This is a genomic window from Acidithrix sp. C25, assembly GCF_904848545.2.
In genome coordinates, this window is sequence record NZ_CAJHCI020000007.1 from 853,290 (window position 1) to 872,968 (window position 19,679).

Genomic DNA, 19,679 nt, shown 5'->3' on the forward strand with positions numbered 1-19,679 from the left:
AGTAACATTAAATTGACCACCCCAGTAAGCCTTATATTGGAACGTTCAAAACCACCCGGGAGTCATCAAATGCCAAAGGTTAGGCCATCAATGAATTGATTAGAAATTAGGAGCCCAAGGACACAGCTGTCTCGAAATAGCCAAACTTATCGGAGACAAGAGCAAAGTTATCTTAGTCCTTAGCCACCTTTGATTAGCATTTATTTTTAGTTTTTCCAATGAATTTAGGTATTTCAGTTGGTTGGGTGTATTCGGTGGCCATAGACCTTATTTAGGAATGACTAAGCCGCCTAGGGTTAAATGGTCGCATCTATCTCATCTAGAATTTGAGAAAATGTGTTCCAAGCGAGGGTCGCACATTTGATGCGAACTGGGAATTTCACCACACCCTGAAGCGCGGCTAGTTCGCCTAGAGCCCTTAGGTCTTCGTTGGTTTGAATCTCTACTGTTTCATGATCATCTGCAAGAGATAGTAGAGATTTAAAGGTCTTAATTACTCCCCGGGCCTCCTCTAAGGATTTGCCTTTTACGGAGATTGTCATAAGCGAGGCTGAGGAGCGAGAGATCGAACAACCCTGTCCAGCCATTTTTATATCGGCTATCTTGTCACCATCCCAATTTACATAGATGGTAACTTCATCACCACATAGCGGATTGTAACCCTCATTCTTCAGTGCCGGTGGCGATTCCAATGTTCCTGAATTTCTTGGGTTCTTGTAGTGGTCAAGGATGATCTCCCTGTATAGATCCTCTAATCCCTGCATTTCCTTCGTACCTTCATTCAAAATTTATCGATTAAGAGTCTAATCGTCGTATTGCAATGGCCCCTTTTGGGTGATTGCCTTTGGCGGGTGGCTTTTATGATTAGCTAAAGTAGCGCTGTGCTTCGGCAAGCGCCTCTACCAGTGCGTCGACGTCATCTTCGTCGTTGTAGATATGAAATGAGGCTCGAGCCGTTGCTGCTACACCCAATTCACGCATCAATGGCTTTGCACAATGGTGGCCAGCTCGTACGCACACGCCATGGAGGTCGAGTATTTGTGATATGTCGTGGGGGTGCACGTTTTCAAAGCTAAACGAGATGCAGCCGGAGCGCTCCTTGTAGTCTTTTGGACCATAAATCTTGATGGTGTCTCCAAAGCGATCATTGATTTTTTCGAGAGCAATCTTCATTATTGCTCGATCGTGATTAGCGATATTTTGCATACCAAGATTATTCAAGTAGTCAACGGCTGCTCCTAAGCCAATGACTTCAGCGATTGGTGGTGTCCCCGCTTCAAATTTATATGGAAGTTCATTAGGGGTATAGCTTTCAAGGCGTACATCGGCGATCATGTCGCCACCTCCTAAGAAGGGCGGCATCGATTCAAGGGTTTTGAGATTTCCCCATAGCACGCCAACACCTGTTGGTCCGAGCATCTTATGACCAGTGAATGCTACCAAGTCAGCACCAAGCTCTTTTACGTTTAAGGGCATATGTGGCACATATTGAGAGGCATCCCCAACGACAATTGCACCATAACTGTGAGCGACTTGAGCTATCTGACTAAAAGGAGTAATCGTTCCTAGCACGTTTGAGGCGAGAGTGAGCGATACGACTTTGGCGCCATCTAATGTTTGATCTAAGTTATCTAGGATAAGGCGACCTTGTTCATCGTGGTCGATGAATTCTAGTTTTATACCAAGATAAGATGCAAGCATGATCCAGGGAACGTGATTAGCGTGGTGTTCCATTTTGGTTAGGACGACCTTGTCACCTGCGTGCAAGTAACCGTGACCAAGCGAATTGGCAATTAGATTTAGTGATTCGGTTGAGTTCTTTGAGAAGACAATCTCTTTGGATGGATTGGGCGCACCTATAAAGTTACCGATTTTTAGGCGGGCGGCTTCATAGCGGTTTGTCGCCTCTTCAGCTAGAGCGTAAACTCCCCGATGGACGTTGGCGTGTGTGGTGCGGTAGTAGTCGTCCATGGCGTCTAGTACTGACGTGGGTCTTTGTGAAGATGCTCCGGAATCTAAAAAGACAAGCGGCTTATCTCGGTTTTGGGAAAATATGGGGAAATCTTTTTTGATTACCTTTGGATCGAAACTCAATTCATTTAAATTCGGCATCTCCGGTAGAGTCCCCATTTGTGTTATCTCCATCCTTCGTAGCCGCTTATTTCTAGGGTTTCTACGATCTCCATGCCACCACTAGCGATTATCTTTCCATCGATAAGGATGTGAATTTTATCTGGATGTACCTCGTCGAGAAAACGCTGGTAGTGCGTTACTAATAAGGCTCCCAGATTCGGATTGATTGAGCGCACTTCATTGATACCTCTAGATACGACTCTAAGTGCGTCGATATCGAGGCCCGAGTCGGTTTCATCTAATATTGCGAAATCGGGATTCAAAAGGGCAAGCTGGAGGACTTCATTGCGCTTTTTTTCGCCGCCTGAAAATCCTTCGTTTAGATAACGTTCAGCGAAGGACGGGTCCATTCCAAGGCGATCCATCCAATCTAGCATTTCAAAGCGTACTTCAAGGGCCGATACATCTACCCCTCTACGAGCACTCATGGCCTGGCGTAGGAACTGCACTACCGAGACGCCGCTAATGGCTTCAGGATATTGAAATGCTAGGAAGATCCCGGCTTTTCCTCGGGCGTCAGTACTCCATTCGGTGATATCTTCACCGTGGAACAAGATCGACCCCGAGGTTATGCGATACCCTCGGTGACCCAGAAGGGCTGAGGCCAAAGTGGTCTTTCCTGAGCCATTTGGTCCCATGAGCGCGTGAACCTCACCGATGGGTATCGTGAGGTTCACGCCTTTGAGGATTTCTTTGTCATCGTCAGTGCTGACGTGTAGATCGCGAAGTTCGAAGAGAGGGAAAGCCATGTTTTTAAATAATAGTGGCTGTTGGTAGATATTTTCCCTATCTAGATAGTAATAATACCTATGACTCCCACTTCGATACGATATCGCTTAGTTCCGGATCGTTTGGCTCTGGGGTGATACCGTCTTTGTAGGATCCAAAATAGAGGAAACCTATAAGATAATCTGTTTTTGCTAATCCGAGCGCCTCTTTTATGAATGGATCAAAGAGGACATCGCCGCTGCGCCACATCGAACCGTAGCCGAAAGAAGTTGCTGCTAGTAGCATATTTTGTGCGGCTGCGGCACCGGCGCAAATTAACTCTTCATCGGGTAGGACTATCTCTGGGTGTTTTTTGGCAGCGACCGCAATGACTAGGGGTGCTCTTAGGAATTTTGTCTTTTCTTTTGTGATTTGACCTTGAGTTGGTTCGATGCCTAAGGCTAAACTGCGACGAGTCATAGATTCGGCTAAGACTTCTCCGAATTCAAGGCGTGCGTCACCTTCAAAGACGATAAACCAAAAGGGTCTGGTCAATTTGTGATCTGGTGCTGCAGCTCCGGCTCGAAGTATTGTAATCAATTCTGCTTCGCTTGGTCCCGGTGGGTTGAGTTTGCCACTCGATCGTCGATTGAATATTGTTGCTATTGTAGCGTTATTACCGGTCTTCAATGTTTCCTTCTTTAGTAGAAATCGGTGCGTAATTAAGGGCTAATTCGAAAATCAGGGTTGTTTCTATGAGTTAGTTAGGATATACGCCTTATCTTAAGATTTTCGAGCGAATTTTAATTGTTACCTACAATTTTATTACTGTTATTCTTTTGCGACTTTATGTGAATGCGACTATCGAAATTTCATTGGCGAAATTAACCTTTTCGTAAACGACCCGTAACCTTTTGTTCGCTTTGTCAGACTGTGCATGAATTGATAGGGTCATTGGCGGTTTGGGTCAGTAGCCTCTTGAGATCCATTCGTTGAGATTTGGAGCTTCATTTGCGATGGTGGTATTTTCACCGTGACCGGGTAATACTATCGTTGTTCCGTCAAATCTTGCGAATAGCTTTCGTTCGATTGAATTGATTATCTCTTGGAAGTTACCTCCAGGAAAGTGTGTAGCGCCGGGTCCTCCTGGAAATAATGTATCTCCAGAGAAAAGTAGTGGGCTATCTTGAAGGTGAAAGCTTAAGGAGCCTGGAGTGTGGCCTGGAGTGTGAATAACCTCTACCTTGAGTCTTCCGATGGTGATGATAGCTTCATCAATTAATATTTGGTCGTAAGATTTGAGCATGGATGAATCCTGGGCGGAGATGGCAACGTTATACCCCGCATCTCTAAGCGCTGGCACCGCTGCGATATGGTCATCGTGGCCATGGGTCTCTAGAACATTTCGAACGTTATAGGTTTCGCAAAGCTGTTGAAGGTAGTCATCTTCATTTGCTGCATCAATAAGGACTGATTCGCCACTGTCGCGGCATTGCAGAATGTAGACGTTGTTGTCAAGTGGACCTACTACGCATTTGTATAAGTTAAAGGCGGAGTCCTGATAGAGCTTGATAAGGGATGGTGTCATGGCTTTATTCCTGCACTCTTTCAATGTCGATACTTTGGACCATGTGGTAGTGTTTTTATAAATCTAGGTCTCAATTAGCAATTACCACACATTTGTATTGAACTTTGGCTAGATTTGGGTTTTGGTTTGGCATCAAATGGTTTTATAGGAAGCCTACGAATGGGGATGAGATGAATTTCGCATTTTCTGAAGAACAGGAAGAGTTGCGTAAGTCGGTTAGGCGTTTTATGGAAGATAAATCGCCAACTTCTAGCGTCAGAGCGCAGATGGAGACGCAAGAGGGATATGACCGTGAGGTATGGGATATCTTAAATAATCAGCTGGGCCTTTGCAGCTTAGCGATTCCAGAAGAGTTTGGTGGCGCTGGATTTGGCCCACTCGAGTTGACTGTTGTATTCGAGGAGATGGGCAGGGCGCTTTTTTGCGGCCCCTATTTTTCTAGTGTTGCGCTTGGAGCAAATGCGATTCTCCAAAGTGATGATGAGGTGGCAAAGGCCGATCTTCTTCCTTCGATTGCCTCTGGTGAGACCTTGGTAACCTTGGCTATCACCGAAGGGGATGGTCGATGGGATCTGGATGGGATCTCGACGACGGCTACAGCTATCGACTCGTCTTGGGTTATCAATGGCGAGAAGCGTTATGTGATTGATGGCAGCATCGCCGACAAGATAATTGTTGTGGCTCGCACCACCGATGGCATTTCAATGCTTGTTGTAGAGTCCGATGCCCCCAACATGACTATAACTCCCATCGTGACCTTGGATTCAACCCGAAAGATGGCCACAATAGAGTTCAATGGTACTCCAGCGCGGTTGATTGGCACTCAAGGTGCATCTGCTAGAGCAATTGAAACAACTCTCGATCTAGCTGGAGTCGCTTTGGCGGCCGAGCAGGTTGGAGGTGCCTCACGTTGTTTGGAGATGGCTGTGGATTACGCTAAATCCAGAATCCAATTTGGGCGACCGATTGGAAGTTTCCAGGCGATAAAGCATAAGTGTGCTGATGTACTTCTCGAGGTTGAATCAGCAAAGTCGGCAGCCTATTACGCAGCGTGGGCGGCGAGTGAGCAAAATGAAGAGTTTGAGATTTCAGCTCCCTTGGCGAAGGCATTCTGTTCAGATGCCTATTTCAAAGCTGCCGCTGAGAATATCCAGATTCACGGTGGAATTGGCTTCACATGGGAGCACGACGCACATCTTTATTTCAAGCGCGCAAAGGCTTCCCAGTTGCTATTTGGGGATTCTTCCTATCATCGTGAACGTCTCGCACAAAAGATAGGTCTTTAGTCCGCTTTTTGCTTGGACTAATCGGTGAGATGGTGATCTACTGGCGGGACCCTTTTGTGTGGCCCGCCAAGATCTTGGTATTTAGCAGATGATTTATCTATTTAGATTTTTGATAGATTTGCCATAGAAGTTATTTCTGATATGAAAATTTTTTGATATTGGAATTGATAAATCTTGCTAAGTCAAAAGTTGGAGGTGCTACATGGATGAAAGCCATGGCCATTATCAGAGTCTCTCGAGGGATCTTTCACTTCCGGCAAAGGAGTTGCGGGCACTTACACCAGATGTATGGAAGGGCTTCGCTGATCTCTCTCGAGCTGCGATGGCAGAGGGAGAGTTGCCAGCTAAATACAAGGAGTTGATCGCTCTCTCTATCGCGATTGCCCGCGAATGTGACGGTTGTATCTCCTCGCATGCGCGAGGGGCCGCACGAAAGGGCGTGACCCCTCAAGAGGTCGCCGAGATGGTTGGAGTTACGATTCTAATGCTAGGGGGTCCGGGTACTGTTTATGGCCCTCGAGCTTGGCAAGCTTTTAATGAGTTTTACACTCCCCAGGTTGATGAAGGTTAATGGACGATACGCGGAATTTCCATCGGGGTTATACTTCAACTTCTAACATGCGACGATATCGGTCGTCTTCTTCGGGTATGAATTCAGGCTTGACTCTGTGATTATTGAGATTCCATCGGGTGGAAAACGCCTGAATGTATCGGTGGTAGAGGATTCTAAGTCCAAAATGGACAATCTTCCTCCCCCAAAGGCACTGATTTTAGCCTATGGTGCTCCCACCGCTCCACGAGTTTCCGGAGTCGAGGTCGACTTCTATCTGGATAACTTTCAGCAACGTCTAGTTACATCATCGGGGTGTATGGTGGCGGTAGTTAATTTGTCCGGTGTGGGTGGTTCTCAGGGTGCTTTCTCGCCTTTGACGTGGCGCCAGGACCTCGTGAATACTGTTTCATATTTTCGAGATGAAATGCACGTAGATCGTGTATTTATGGTTGGCTTTGAGTTGGCTACGATTCCAGTTTTGGCCGCCGCGGCCGAGATCCGTGACCTGCAAGGTGTCGTCACAGTGTCCACTATTCCGACCGTTCCTCCCTATGGCCTTTCCGTCTATGAATTGGCCGATCAACTTGAGAGTCTCGGGGTTGGTGTGCCTGGATCAATAGAGATGATCAAAAGCTGGGAGAATGAATTTCATGCGATTGATCCCAGCTTGAGCGTGCAGAGCCTATCTACCATTCCTTGGTTGATTATTCAAGGTGGTGACGACAATGCGATAGACGCCAACGACCTACGCAAGCTGGTTGAGGATGTGGCAGGTCACGGTGAGCTACACTTCATCTCAGCCGGTGGCGAAAGTCTAAGAGCAGACCCACGACTGTTGGCCCTTGTGGTTGGTTGGATCGCACGAATAGATGAGTAGTTAACCATTTTGGACTAAGCGACAAACCGGACTCCTACCAATATTGGTCGATAGCGTCCCTTAGTTTTTTTGCTGAAAGAAATGCATCTTTTGCTTGAGTGATATATCGCACTACGACAAAGTGGGAGATACCCAAAGGACTTAACTCGTGGATTTTTTCCGGTGTTATCCCACCTGTGATAAAAACCGGTCGCGGGGATGTCTTTATGGCATATTGCGCATAGTCCACTCCAACGGGATCTCTCAATGGTTTTGTGGGAGTTTTTTCGATGGGGCCAGCTGAGATGTATGCTATCTCTTCGTCGAGCGACCTTTGGCACTCGGCTACTGAATGGGTTGACCTGCCTATGGCTGTTTCAGGCCCTAAGATTGTCCGCGCTTGGGTAGGGGATATGTCACCTTGACCTAGGTGAACTCCATCTGAGGCTACTATCTTGGCAATATCTACACGATCGTTGATAAAAAATGGAATGTCGTTCCTCTTTAATATCTCCTTTAAGGCTAAGGCGGTCTCAATGATTGGCTGAGCTTCAGCATTTTTTTCGCGCAGCTGTACTACATCAACCCCACCGTCGATGGCGGCACGCACAACGTCGCGGACTTGCTCTGAGATCCCAATGCACAGATATAGCCGTCTATCGGAATAGTCAAACTTCATCGGTCTTCGCCTTCTTGGCCAGCTTCATCTCTTGCTTGAATTGGCGCACACTAGCAAATGTCGCATCATCGATAATGTCCGCGACGCTTATAGTGGTACCTTCTTCTCCGAATGGTTGACATACTTCCTGCCAGCCATCTATCTTTATTCCAACCTGTTTGCCTAGGAGTGCTATGAAGATCTTGGTCTTATCGATCCCAAAGCCAGGGAGGTCGCAGATGCGTTTGAAGAGGTCGCTTGGAGAAGTTGCGTTATTCCAAATTGCTCCTGCGTCGTTATTGTAATCAACGGCAACTAGCCTTGCCACCTCTGCGACTCGCTTAGCCATTGCTGATGGGAACCGATGTAGCGCGGGCTTGATTGAAAATATTTCTTGAAGCTTTTCGGGATCCATGGTGGCAATATATTGCGCATCGAGAGGTTGCCCGAGTCGATTTTGAAGGAGGTACGGTGCCGAGAAGGCCCGCTCCATTGGTATTTGTTGATCTAAAACCATACCAATGAGTAGCGCTAGCGGGGATTGATCCAGTAATAAATTGGCATTTTCTTCTGCTGCAATATAAAAAGGCATATGGTTCCTTGTGAGAAGGTCTCGACTGGTTAGGTTGTTGTTTTATAAGTTAGTTGCTCACTGGATCACAAAGACTTGCTCTTCGCATAAATCTTTAGTCAGGTAACTCCGGTTGGTTCATGAAAGGAGGTACCACAAAAGGGGGCTATTGCCTTCGTCTTGGTTGAGATGGAGGTCTGTTGATCCACAGGTGCGTCGATGAGAGATCGATTTCGGGGAGGTTTTTTGGGTTCGATTTACCTTTTCTTCGTAGCTTGTGTGATCCTTTATTACCATGATCTTCTAGGATGAAGGGAGATATAAAGAAGCCTCTTTTGGTGATTTTAGATAATCGACCAAGACCTTCTGCCTCTTCGAGGTGATTGTCGTAAATTGGCTAAAGGTGCAACCACTTGGTTGGGGTGGCCAGTTTTTAAGTGCTTCTGAGTACTTAGGGTCGTGACTTCAAATAGGCGACATTGATGATGTGCGCGCTAGAGATTGTACGGGTAATACGGGCAATTCAGGAGATGAGGATGGTTCAATTCCATGTAATCTCCCGGAACGATAGCGCAAAGGTGTGGCTTTTTTCTGAAAATGAAGACGCTCTCGCTACCAGCCAGCAGCTGTTGTTGTGGTCGACCACCCACTTCCTCCACAGGTGGTGGGCATTTGGGTAGATTTTAGGTATTGAATAGGCGCCATAGATGTGCCGCCGTTGTCATAGATAGAATAATAATTCCCGGTTTGAGAGTAGGTAGTTATGCACTCGGGCGCGTAGGTTCCATGTGGAACGCCTCCAGTGGCATACCAGACGTCTACTTCGTTTACTTTACTGGGGGCTATGGCGTCGACATAGCTCAGAGAAGGTTCAATCTTGGCCAACTGTGTGGCGTTGATAGAGCTGTAGCCGTTGTGTTGGAAGAAGTAGATCTTCTCTGCCGAAAATGCATTTCTAAGAGTGGCTTCCGCCTGTTTATTCTGCGCGGATGCTGAAACGCCAAGATAGGTTGGGATGGCGATAGCTGCTAGGATTCCAATGATCAAGACTATGACCATCAGCTCCACCATGGTGAATCCGTCTTGAATATCGGTAAGTCTACTGGCAGCCGCCAAGCGCCTTTTCATCTTCTTGTCGAACTTCCTTGCTCGATAATCCTTGCTCAAAGAGATTGAAGGTGGTGATTGATCCTCCTCATCTTGCGAGATCTATCGTCAGTCCTTAGAACTTCCTTTAAGATCTATTATTGGTAAAATTATCTTCTTATACTCGGCCACTTTGATTATTGAGATCTCCTTTACTAGATGCCGCCACTATAACCAAACCGCCTTTATCTCCATAGGAAGAGCCTCCAGTTATCGTGGACCTAACGGTGAGTGTGTATTTAGCTTTTTTACTTTGATGAACAGGCAAAAAGAGATCTGCTTGGCAATAATTATGTAGATTTTGGTCCTGTGGGACTATGAGTGCGGCCAAGATTTGAGCTGAGGTATTTGTGGACTATGTCACTTTTTGAAGTCCTCGGAATGACGTTCTAATTTTGCAACCAGGTAGAGATAGATCGAAAAAAGGAGGTGATGGCGCTTTTATATCGATCTTGCCGTTATCAGCGAGTTATTGATTACACAGTGAGATACTGCTCCGAGTCGAGGTCAATCTCCACTTAGAGCAGTATCTTGTGATTATAAATGAACAATCAGTCGTCTTATTTAGATGGTTCTGAGCGGATCCGTTTTGGATGCGTCGATTCCAAGTTCATCGATAGCACTTTGCACCAATGTCATTGGGACCAGCTTCTCCTGCGCGAGGGAATTTAATATTCCCACTACGATTTGTGGAGCATCTATTTCAAAGTATCTGCGTAGGTTCTCTCTTGTATCAGATCTACCGAAGCCATCTGTTCCCAGTGGAGTAAAGTTCCTATTGGCAAGGAATCGTCCCACTTGATCTGGAACTGCTTTCATGAAATCTGATACCGCAAGAATGGGTCCTGAGGATGCATCGAGAACGGAACTGATAGTTGATTGACGAGGGGCGGAGAGGGGGTGGAGACGGTTGTAACGCTCGGTTTCAAGAGCATCTTCACGCAGACTCTTGTACGAGGTGACCGAGTATAGGTCAGCCGCCACAGAGTATCTCTCTGTTAGTATCTTCTGAGCTTCTACAGCAGCTAGCCAAGCAGTTCCCGAGAAGAGAATTGTTGCCCTAAGGTTTCCATTTTCATTCTCGATCGATGGCGCTTGTCTAAATAGATAGATCCCATTTATTATCCCGGCTTTTACCTCCTCGAAGTCCACGCCTTCTGGCATAGCTGGCATCTGGTAGTTCTCGTTGTAGAGGGTGATGTAATAGATCTCATCTTTTTGAGGCACCCCATACATCTCATTTATCCCGTGTTCTACCAAGATTGCCATCTCGTAGGCGAATGCTGGGTCATACGCCCGAACGCTAGGAACGGTAGAAGCTAGCAAGAGGGAGTGACCGTCGTTGTGCTGAAGTCCTTCACCCATCAGAGTGGTACGCCCTGCGGTACCGCCAATTAGAAAGCCGCGCGACCTAGCATCGCTCGCGGCCCATATCTGATCGCCAGTGCGTTGAAATCCAAACATTGAATAGAACATGTAGAACGGAATTGTGGGGCATCCAAAGGTGGAATAGCTGGTTCCAGCGACCTGGAAGGTTGCCATTGAGCCAGCCTCGGTAATTCCCTCCTCGAGGATTTGCCCGTCCACGCCCTCTTCGTAGGAGAGTAGTAGGCCGGCGTCCACAGGGGTATACCTTTGTCCCTGCGACGCGTAGATCTTGACATCTTTGATGAGCGATTCAAGGCCAAAAGTTCGAGCTTCATCTGGAATTATCGGAACCACTCGGTTGCCTATACTTGGATCTCGAACAAGATTTTTTAGCAATTTGGCAAATGCCATCGTCGTGGACGCCGAGACCCGTCCTGAGCCTTGATAGAACTCTTTGAAGCATGCCTGCGCTGGCATGGGAAGCGGTGACGCCTTTACAGTGCGAGATGGCGAGTTTCCTCCCAAGCTCCTTCTCTTTTGAATCATGTATTCATAGACATCGCTGCCTGGCTTGGGGCGAATGTATGGTGGTAATTTTGTTTCAAAAGCAGAATCTGGAAGTTCTAGATCTAAATCTAGGGTTTCACGAAGGGCAAGCAACTGATCCCTTGACATCTTTTTGATCTGGTGAGTTGCGTTTCGTGCCTCTATTCCTGATCCTAGAGTCCATCCTTTGACCGTCTTTGCCAAAATAGCCGTTGGTGCACCACTATGTTCGGTTGCAGCTTTATAGGCCGCATAGAGCTTCTTGTAGTCGTGGCCGCCTCTTGGAAGCTTTACCAATTCATCGTCAGATAAATGCTCAACCAATCGTCTAAGTCGAGGATCTGGCCCGAAGAAGTGCTCTCGTATGTATGCACCAGTTTCGGTAGCGAGTTTTTGAAATTCCCCGTCACAGGTTGAATTCATCTTGTTGAGCAGAACACCGTCGATATCTCTGGCTAGCAGTTCGTCCCATGCACTTCCCCAGATCACCTTTATGACGTTCCATCCAGATCCACGCAAGGTGGCTTCGAGCTCTTGTATTATCTTTCCATTGCCTCGAACTGGGCCATCTAGGCGTTGTAGGTTGCAGTTGACGACCATTACTAAGTTGTCAAGTTTCTCGCGACCGGCAAGTGAGAGCCCTGCAGTGGTCTCGGGTTCGTCAAATTCACCGTCACCGACGAAGGCCCAAACGGTAGATTCAGAGGTATCACAGAGCTGGCGATTTTGTAGATATCTATTGAAATATGCTTGGTTGATTGCCGTGAGCGGCCCGATTCCCATTGAGACTGTTGGAAATTCCCAAAAGTCAGGTAGACATCTTGGATGCGGATACGAAGGAAGTCCATTTCCACCCGTCTCCATTCTGTAATTGTCGAGTTGTGCCTCGCTCAATCGACCTTCAACAAATGCGCGTGAATAGATTCCTGGCGATGCATGGCCCTGAAAAAAGACCTGATCACCAGGCCCACCATTTGATTTTCCCTTGAAAAAGTGGTTGAAACCAACTTCATACAAGGTGGCCGAGCTTGCATAGGTTGCCAAGTGACCCCCGATGCCATCGGATTTCATGTTTGCTCTGGTCACCATAACTGCGGCGTTCCATCGAATGTAACGACGTATCTGTCGTTCCATCTCCTCGTCGCCAGGGAACCACGGCTGTTGTTCGGGTGGTATCGAATTTATGTATGGAGTTGAAACGGTTGCTGGAAACCCTACTTGACTCGATCGAGCAGCTTCGAGGAGTCTCAGAAGGATATAACTTGCCCTTGATTTTCCCTTCCCGTCAACGAGGGAATTGAAGGAATCAACCCACTCCGTGGTCTCTTGAGGGTCGATATCTGGTATTTGGTGTGAAAAGCCATCGATTATCATACTCTGAATCTAAGCACTTTTTTTGCTCTCTGTCACATCTGAGCATTAAAGGTGATAAATTGTCTCCTTCGATTTGGCGACATAGTTGTAGTATTACCAGTTCAAAGTAGTTTTCAATCACCGCAGACTCCTTGGTTCGATCCATAGTTTCCATCGAGGGAGGTCCTTGATCGAGATGGCGTTGTTTGGAGTCCTTGAATTGTGAACAATGACGGTTGAAATTAACAAGCATTTTTGCCCTAAATTGAGCTTTGAGGGACGGAATTGGTCGAATTAGCTGTCGAGCCGTTAAATTGACTCTAAATTCTATACCATGGATATTTCTGGAGCATCTGCAATTGTCAGCGGGGGAGCATCCGGTCTCGGAGCCGCCGCCGTTAGAAGAATAATCGAGGCTGGGGCCTTTTGTACCGTCTTGGATCGCGATGAAGAGCGTGCCAAGGCATTCGCTGGCACTTTTGGAGATCGAGCCGACTATTTTGGAGGTGATGTCTCCGATCCGACCGACGTTTTGGGCGCTATCGAATTGGCGTCCTCGAAGGCACCATTGCGTCTCGCTGTAAACTGTGCCGGAATCGGTGCTGCTGAGCGTACTATCGGTAAAGATGGGTCCCCACACAAGCTCGAAACCTTCGAGAGAATCATGCGAGTGAACCTTATAGGAACCTTCAACCTGTTGCGTCTTGGTGCTCAGGCGATCTCAAAGTCCGAGCCAATGGAACATGGTGAGCGAGGTCTTGTCGTAAATACTGCTTCGATAGCGGCTTACGATGGACAGATCGGTCAGCTTGCCTACTCCGCATCAAAGGGTGGAATCGTTGGTATGACACTGCCTGCTGCACGAGATTTGGCTGCTGCTGGGATTCGAGTAGTAACGATTGCCCCAGGAATAATGGATACACCACTACTTGGTCAGCTGCCCGATGAGATTCGTGGTATTTTGGCCGCTGGAGTTCCTTTTCCGCATCGACTCGGTCTGCCAGAAGACTTTGCATCTTTGGTAATGGAGATTGTTCGAAATGGCTACATCAACGGCGAAGTCATTCGTTTGGATGGCGCACTTCGGATGCCACCCAAATAGGCCTTAACTGCAGTCGTGCCATTCGACTATCAATATTTCGACTATCCATGAGAGTTAATTCCGTCTCTATCCATCGATAAGGAATTAGACCGACAACGATTAGCTCGACATTATCGAAGTGAGATTTTCCCTAGGGCCAATCGTTGCTTCTAGGGATTTCCTTTCTAAGAGCGGTGATAGCGCCCGAAGTGCTATCGGCGAATGGTTAGGTGCGGTCTTTGTCGCTGCTTTTATGTGAGGGATTCTTTTGCTTGGCCACAACCTAACTCCTGGTTAGGTGTATTCGATTCTCAAATAGCATTAGTTAAGTGAAATATTACGATCTTGGAGATCAAAAGATCTCCGCAGTGGGCCTTGGAACGTGGCAATTTGGATCAAGAGAGTGGAATTACGGTTCAGATTACGCCTCCTCGATGGCTCGTGCGATACTAGAGCGCGCGCTTGAATTGGGTGTCACCCTAATTGATACGGCTGAACTATATGGATTTGGAGAGTCTGAGCGAATAATCGGAAGAGTTCTAGGACGACAAGCCAAGGACGTTTGCGTCGCGACTAAGGTTTGGCCGGTCTATACCTCTGAAAAGTATTTTGCCCTGCACGCCAAGAAGAGTTCTGAACGCCTCCAGTCGTCAAAGATAGACCTCTATCAGGTACATTTTCGAAATCCAGCATTTTCGAATTCATCTTTATCTCGCGCTCTTGATGGCGTGGTATCGAGAGATTTAGCGGGTAAGTTCGGAATATCTAACTTTTCTAGGTATGACTGGGAAGATCTCGAGAGAAAATTTGGCCGACCGATATATTCAAATCAAGTTCACTACTCGCTCTTGCATCGGCGAGCGGAAGAGGAGATTATTCCATTTGCTCAGGCGACCAAACACCTAGTGATTGCATATTCTCCCTTAGAGCAAGGTATTTTATCGGGGAAATATAGTTTTGATAATCGTCCACGCGATATTCGTCGCATAAATAAACACTTTGGAATCGATGCAATCGAGCGAATGCAGCCACTTCTCATTGCCTTGGCGAAGATCGGTGCCAAATATGGTGCATCCAGTGCACAAATTGCATTGGCTTGGATAATTTCACACCCGAATGTTGTTGTGATACCTGGCGCTTCAAGTGTCTCTCAGCTAGAGGCAAATGTTGGCGCCGGAGAGATCGTTTTGGAGAATGGTGAGATTGAAGAGCTCAATGAGCGATCTTATCAATATGAGCAATCGGCCATGATGCCGATTCTTCGAACCTTGAGAACTCGGCTGGGTATTTAGATCTTTGGTTTAAAGTCCATGGTGTCGCCTTGAAACAGTTGTTTTGAATTGAAATTTTAGGAAGTGTACAGATATGCCCAAGTTGATAAAATCCAAGAAGGCTGCTATCTTGAGCCTTCGTATAACTGCTGGTTGGACTTTTTATGTGTGGGCACGGCTAGTGCGTAATATGGTTAGAGACAAGGATCATTCTCGCACATTTAGATTTGTACATATCGCCCTTGGTATCGTCTCAATAGTTCTTGGATTTTCTGGGTTGGCCGTCTCGAACTATATCTCTGACGAGGTGGGCCAATCGGTTAATCCTAAAAATTAATGCCTCCGGAGACAAGAATTAAATCAAATAATTGGGTGAGACGACTTGCGAAAATAGTATTTTCTCATCGTCTTGCAGTGACTACAGCCCTCGTAACTTCTGTTTTGGGCATGTTGATTCAAGTTGTGATACCGCTTTTGGAGCGTCAGATCATCGACTCTACGATGGTAGTACATAAGTACAGTCCTGCCGGTCTTGCTATTGGTATTATCATTCTGGCACTTGGAGCATTTGGCCTCTCGTTTCTGCGACGTTATTTTGGGGGCCGACTCGCCTTTGACGTTCAGCATGACATTCGAAGTAGGATCTTTTCTCACTTGCAACGCCTTGACTTTGCCCGTCACGATCAGCTTCAGAGCGGGCAGCTTGTATCTAGAGCCAATTCGGATGTCGGGCTAATTCAGGGTCTTTTATCTTTTTTGCCTTTGATGTTTGGAAATCTGTTCATGCTCGTTGTGAGCCTTGGCGTGATGTTCTATCTCTCTCCGATATTGGGATTGATAGAGTTCTGTGCTATCCCCTTGCTTGGAAGTGTCGCCTATAGACTCCGCGCAAAGGTTTTTCCTGCAGTCTATGACGCTCAAGTAAAAGAAGGCGAAGTCGCGGTTGTCGTAGAAGAGTCGATCAGTGGCGTTCGAGTCGTAAAGGGGTTTGGACGCGAGAAGGCGCGCTTGGCAGAGCTATCGCGGGCCGCTCTCGCTCTATTTCGCTCCTCGGTCAGAGTCGACAAGATTGAGGCTCGACTCCAATCTTCGCTCTCTTCGTTGCCGGGACTCATACAGGCGCTGGTTTTGTTGGTCGGTGGTTACCTGGGGCTGCACCATGAGATGACAATTGGCACCTTCTTGGTCTTTTTTTCCTATATAGTTCAGATCGGTGCACCTATTCGACAGGTTTCGGTTCTGGTAACCTTTTCGCAGCAGGCAAAGGCGGGTGCAGAGCGAATCTTTGAACTCCTAGACGCTAATCCGCTTGTCAAGGATGCGGAATTTCCAAGCGAGATGCCTCTTCTTCCGGCAACGATAGCCTTTAGTGATGCCTACTTTGAATATCAACCTGGAAATCCAGTCCTAAAGGGTCTCTCCCTAGAGGTAGAGGGTGGATCTGTAACAGCTTTTGTCGGCCTTTCGGGTTCGGGAAAATCCACTTTGGCGCTATTGCTACCGCGCTTTTATGACCTAAATCGCGGTTCGATCGCTATTGGCGGCGTTGATATAAAAGAGCTCTCAATTGCGCAGTTGCGAAAAAAGATAGGAGTTGTCTTTGAAGAGAGTTTCTTATTTTCGGATACGATCGCTAAAAATATTGCCTTCGGCTATCCCGATGCGACATTGGAGGAGATTCGAATTGCAGCTGAACGGGCGGGCGCCCTATCTTTTATCGAGGGTCTTTCAAATGGCTTTGACACTGTGGTCGGAGAGTATGGAATTACTCTCTCTGGCGGTCAACGCCAGAGAGTTGCTCTTGCTAGAGCACTCATAACAGATCCTGATATTTTGATTTTGGATGACGCCACCTCTTCGGTAGATGTGACAACTGAGGCTGAGATCAACCAGGCTCTTCGTGAATTTGCCAAGGGGAGAACGGTCTTGGTTATTGCCCATCGCCGTTCTACTTTGAGCCTCGCTCAGCGGATAGTCGTCCTTGATTCCGGGCGTGTGGAAGATAGTGGAAGCCATAGCGAGTTGATCGATCGATCTGCGATCTACAGAAAGCTGATCTCTGCTGAGGGCGATGAGATCTCTGAGGGCGATGAAGAGTTAACTACTACCTTATCTGGATCAACGACCAAAGCACCTTCAACTCCGTTAGCTCAGTCTCAAGGTTTTCGTCTTGCACGGGGTGGCAGGGGAGGCGGTGGTGGTCCGAGAGATGCTGCACTTAGCCTAACTCCGGGGTTGGCGCAAGCTCTAAACAGCCTTCCGGCCGAGGAGATGACTCCAGATGTCGATGAGGAGTTAGTGACCAAAGATGTTGATCATTTTGCATTTTGGCGTTTTATATCGCCATTTCGCTGGAAACTACTAGCCAGTTTTGCCTTCTTGTTGGCTGATACGATCCTTTCACTCGCTGGCCCATATGCAATAAAGACCGGTATCGACAAGGCGTAGTAGGTGGCTCTTTGTCGATGATCGTTCTTGTCTCCATCTTCTATGTCTTTGTGGTCCTTTGTGACTGGGGCGCTGTCTACATGCAGAACATCCTCTCTAATATCACTACCGAGCGAATCCTCTATGGCTTGCGGTTGCGGATCTTCTCTCATTTGCAACGTTTGGGGCTTAGCTTTTACGAATCTGAGATGTCCGGCCGTATCTTGACTCGCATGACTACCGACGTGGTTGCTCTTTCGAATTTGCTACAGAGCGGTTTGACTGGCGCCTTGGTGAACCTATTCAGTTTTGTGGCAATCTCGATAGTTATGTTGGTTATCGATCCACGTTTGGCCCTGGCTGCCCTCTATGTTCTCATTCCGCTTGCCATAGCTACAGTTTGGTTTCAACGTCGCTCAACGAGAGCTTATAGAGTTTCACGAGAGAAGATAGCTGCGGTGAATGCCAATCTTCAAGAGGGGATCTCTGGGGTTAGGGTGACCCAGGCCTTTTCCCGCGAAGCTCAAAATGCAAAAGAGTTCAATCGGGTATCGCAAGGGTATCGTGACTCTAGGGTAAAGGCGCAGCGCTTAGTGGCTATCTACTTTCCGTTTGTCCTCTTTCTCTCTGACTTAGCTTCGACTTCGGTTTTATGGTATGGATCGAATCTTGTCAACGCAAAGGTGATATCGGTTGGCGCTGTGATTGCTTTTACCCTATATATCGATCAACTTTTTGCGCCACTTCAGCAGCTTTCTCAGACCTTTGACCAATTTCAACAGGCAAGAGTATCTCTGGTTCAAGTCGATCGACTCTTGAATATGCCAACAACGACACCGGCCTCTTTGACGCCGATAAAGCCGCTGATAGATAGTGGCGAGATCGTCTTTGAGGATGTGGGATTCTCCTATGACGGAAGTGATCGAAACGTTATCGAGGCTATCTCAATGCACATCAAAGGTGGCGATACCGTAGCTCTAGTCGGTGAGACAGGAGCAGGAAAGTCTACAATTGTGAAGTTGATCGCCCGGCTTTATGATCCAACTGATGGGCGAATTCTTATAGATGGCCAACCGCTTAAAGATCTTGATCTAGATGACTTTAGATCCCATCTAGGTTATGTGCCCCAAGAGGCTTTTCTCTTTTCTGGGACCATTGCATCCAATATTTCATTTGCTCGTCCTCAGGCTTCATTCGAGGAGATCAAGGAGGCGGCAACGGCTGTAGGGGCCGATTCTTTTATCGATAAGATTCCAGGTGGTTATAGCTATGAAGTGAGCGAGAGAGGTAGAGCGTTATCTAGTGGACAGCGTCAACTGATCGCTTTAGCTCGTGCATATCTGGCTCGACCGAAGATCTTGATTTTAGATGAAGCTACCGCCAATTTGGATCTATCTAGCGAACGCAAGGTGACACAAGCAATGGGAGTGGTTGCAAGTGGCCGCACATGTATCTTGATAGCACATCGACTTCAGAGCGCTGCTCTTGCTGATCGAATCTTTGTAATTGGCGATGGTCGACTTCTTGAGGAGGGTTCTCACGATGAACTCTTGCGTAATGATTCCGTTTATGCATCTCTTTGGCGTGAATCTAACGACTCTAGCACCTCAAGGATTGCATGATTTGGTGATCTTTCGTTTCAATTTGAATTTTTGCTCGGAATAGCCCGGGCGACTGCCACTAGGAGACAATCGCGCAATTCATAGATCAACTATTTCGGATGGTATTTTTTGACCCAGACTGCAATTGCCTTGCCTTACTTGGCATTAAGTACAGAGTTTATAATCCAAAACGGGTTAAATCCACTTGTGCAATTATCCCTCAGACCTCATTGCTAGATTGAAGAAAGAAAGCAGATCTATATGGGTTTTGCCCAATGCGCTAGCTCGTGGTGCTTAGATTCTGCCATGGCAGTGAGAGCTTGCCACACACTTACACTTATGCTATGGAGTTCTGGAACCACAACACCGCCTACCATGTCTTCATTCTTGAGGTAGCTCATGGCCTGAATGGGGACGTGCTTGACGTTTCGGTGTGGGGAGGGCCTTTTGCTTGAACGACTATCTTTCCTTTCGCGATCTGTAGTTGGGATCGACCCTGATTCTTGGGCGATCATGCGAGCCCGTGTGCGAAT

At 47.2% G+C, this 19,679-nt stretch carries 17 protein-coding genes; 8 read left to right on the forward strand and 9 right to left on the reverse strand.

Annotated elements, in window-relative coordinates; translation table 11 throughout:
* Window positions 1–296: 296 nt before the first annotated feature.
* From sufU to ACIDITHRIX25_RS85200, 5 genes are all read right to left on the reverse strand, one after another.
* Window positions 297–764 (reverse strand): Fe-S cluster assembly sulfur transfer protein SufU, encoded by a 468-nt coding sequence (gene sufU, locus ACIDITHRIX25_RS85180; RefSeq protein ID WP_052605063.1) that lies wholly within the window; start codon window positions 762–764, stop codon window positions 297–299.
* A 100-nt stretch (window positions 765–864) separates the two neighbouring features.
* Window positions 865–2,130 (reverse strand): aminotransferase class V-fold PLP-dependent enzyme, encoded by a 1,266-nt coding sequence (locus tag ACIDITHRIX25_RS85185; RefSeq protein ID WP_235347671.1) that lies wholly within the window; start codon window positions 2,128–2,130, stop codon window positions 865–867.
* A 5-nt stretch (window positions 2,131–2,135) separates the two neighbouring features.
* Window positions 2,136–2,882: a Fe-S cluster assembly ATPase SufC gene (gene sufC / locus ACIDITHRIX25_RS85190; RefSeq protein WP_052605062.1), complete on the reverse strand. Its 747-nt coding sequence runs from the start codon at window positions 2,880–2,882 to the stop codon at window positions 2,136–2,138.
* 58 nt (window positions 2,883–2,940) lie between these two features.
* Window positions 2,941–3,531: a nitroreductase family protein gene (locus tag ACIDITHRIX25_RS85195; RefSeq protein ID WP_201732122.1), complete on the reverse strand. Its 591-nt coding sequence runs from the start codon at window positions 3,529–3,531 to the stop codon at window positions 2,941–2,943.
* A 277-nt stretch (window positions 3,532–3,808) separates the two neighbouring features.
* Window positions 3,809–4,429: an MBL fold metallo-hydrolase gene (locus ACIDITHRIX25_RS85200; RefSeq protein ID WP_052605060.1), complete on the reverse strand. Its 621-nt coding sequence runs from the start codon at window positions 4,427–4,429 to the stop codon at window positions 3,809–3,811.
* Window positions 4,430–4,599: 170 nt separating this feature from the next.
* Here ACIDITHRIX25_RS85200 and ACIDITHRIX25_RS85205 point away from each other — a divergent pair, with 170 nt between their 5' ends.
* The 3 genes from ACIDITHRIX25_RS85205 (at window position 4,600) to ACIDITHRIX25_RS85215 (ending at window position 7,145) form a co-directional block, all read left to right on the forward strand.
* Complete coding sequence (locus tag ACIDITHRIX25_RS85205) at window positions 4,600–5,715, forward strand: acyl-CoA dehydrogenase family protein (RefSeq protein ID WP_052605059.1); 1,116 nt, start codon at window positions 4,600–4,602, stop codon at window positions 5,713–5,715.
* Window positions 5,716–5,917: 202 nt separating this feature from the next.
* Complete coding sequence (locus ACIDITHRIX25_RS85210) at window positions 5,918–6,286, forward strand: carboxymuconolactone decarboxylase family protein (RefSeq protein ID WP_201732123.1); 369 nt, start codon at window positions 5,918–5,920, stop codon at window positions 6,284–6,286.
* A 97-nt stretch (window positions 6,287–6,383) separates the two neighbouring features.
* Window positions 6,384–7,145 (forward strand): hypothetical protein, encoded by a 762-nt coding sequence (locus ACIDITHRIX25_RS85215; protein WP_201732124.1) that lies wholly within the window; start codon window positions 6,384–6,386, stop codon window positions 7,143–7,145.
* A 34-nt stretch (window positions 7,146–7,179) separates the two neighbouring features.
* Here the strand turns inward: ACIDITHRIX25_RS85215 and thiE are convergent, their stop codons facing one another.
* The 4 genes from thiE to aceE all read right to left on the reverse strand — a co-directional run bounded on the left by thiE (window position 7,180) and on the right by aceE (window position 12,787).
* Window positions 7,180–7,803 carry a thiamine phosphate synthase gene (gene thiE / locus ACIDITHRIX25_RS85220; protein WP_201732125.1) on the reverse strand — a complete coding sequence of 208 codons (624 nt, stop codon included), beginning with the start codon at window positions 7,801–7,803 and terminating at the stop codon, window positions 7,180–7,182.
* Entirely contained in the window at window positions 7,793–8,374 is a 582-nt protein-coding gene (locus ACIDITHRIX25_RS85225; protein WP_201732126.1) for an HhH-GPD-type base excision DNA repair protein, read from the reverse strand. Before ACIDITHRIX25_RS85225 ends, thiE begins: the two co-directional genes overlap by 11 nt.
* A gap of 591 nt (window positions 8,375–8,965) precedes the next feature.
* Entirely contained in the window at window positions 8,966–9,481 is a 516-nt protein-coding gene (locus ACIDITHRIX25_RS85230; RefSeq protein WP_082058542.1) for a prepilin-type N-terminal cleavage/methylation domain-containing protein, read from the reverse strand.
* A gap of 582 nt (window positions 9,482–10,063) precedes the next feature.
* Window positions 10,064–12,787, reverse strand: a complete 2,724-nt coding sequence (gene aceE, locus ACIDITHRIX25_RS85235; protein ID WP_213333489.1) for a pyruvate dehydrogenase (acetyl-transferring), homodimeric type — start codon at window positions 12,785–12,787, stop codon at window positions 10,064–10,066.
* Between the two features lie 313 nt (window positions 12,788–13,100).
* Between aceE and ACIDITHRIX25_RS85240 the strand changes: the two genes are divergently transcribed.
* The 5 genes from ACIDITHRIX25_RS85240 (at window position 13,101) to ACIDITHRIX25_RS85260 (ending at window position 19,167) form a co-directional block, all read left to right on the forward strand.
* Complete coding sequence (locus tag ACIDITHRIX25_RS85240; protein ID WP_052605052.1) at window positions 13,101–13,868, forward strand: SDR family NAD(P)-dependent oxidoreductase; 768 nt, start codon at window positions 13,101–13,103, stop codon at window positions 13,866–13,868.
* Window positions 13,869–14,176: 308 nt separating this feature from the next.
* A complete protein-coding gene (locus ACIDITHRIX25_RS85245; RefSeq protein ID WP_201732127.1) occupies window positions 14,177–15,139 on the forward strand; it encodes an aldo/keto reductase in 963 nt (320 codons plus the stop codon).
* A gap of 73 nt (window positions 15,140–15,212) precedes the next feature.
* Complete coding sequence (locus ACIDITHRIX25_RS85250) at window positions 15,213–15,455, forward strand: hypothetical protein (RefSeq protein ID WP_052605050.1); 243 nt, start codon at window positions 15,213–15,215, stop codon at window positions 15,453–15,455.
* A 77-nt stretch (window positions 15,456–15,532) separates the two neighbouring features.
* The gene (locus tag ACIDITHRIX25_RS85255; protein ID WP_201732128.1) at window positions 15,533–17,566 is read left to right on the forward strand and encodes an ABC transporter ATP-binding protein; all 2,034 of its coding nucleotides are present in this window, start codon (window positions 15,533–15,535) and stop codon (window positions 17,564–17,566) included.
* Window positions 17,567–17,583: 17 nt separating this feature from the next.
* Window positions 17,584–19,167 (forward strand): ABC transporter ATP-binding protein, encoded by a 1,584-nt coding sequence (locus tag ACIDITHRIX25_RS85260; protein ID WP_201732129.1) that lies wholly within the window; start codon window positions 17,584–17,586, stop codon window positions 19,165–19,167.
* Window positions 19,168–19,679 lie beyond the last annotated feature (512 nt).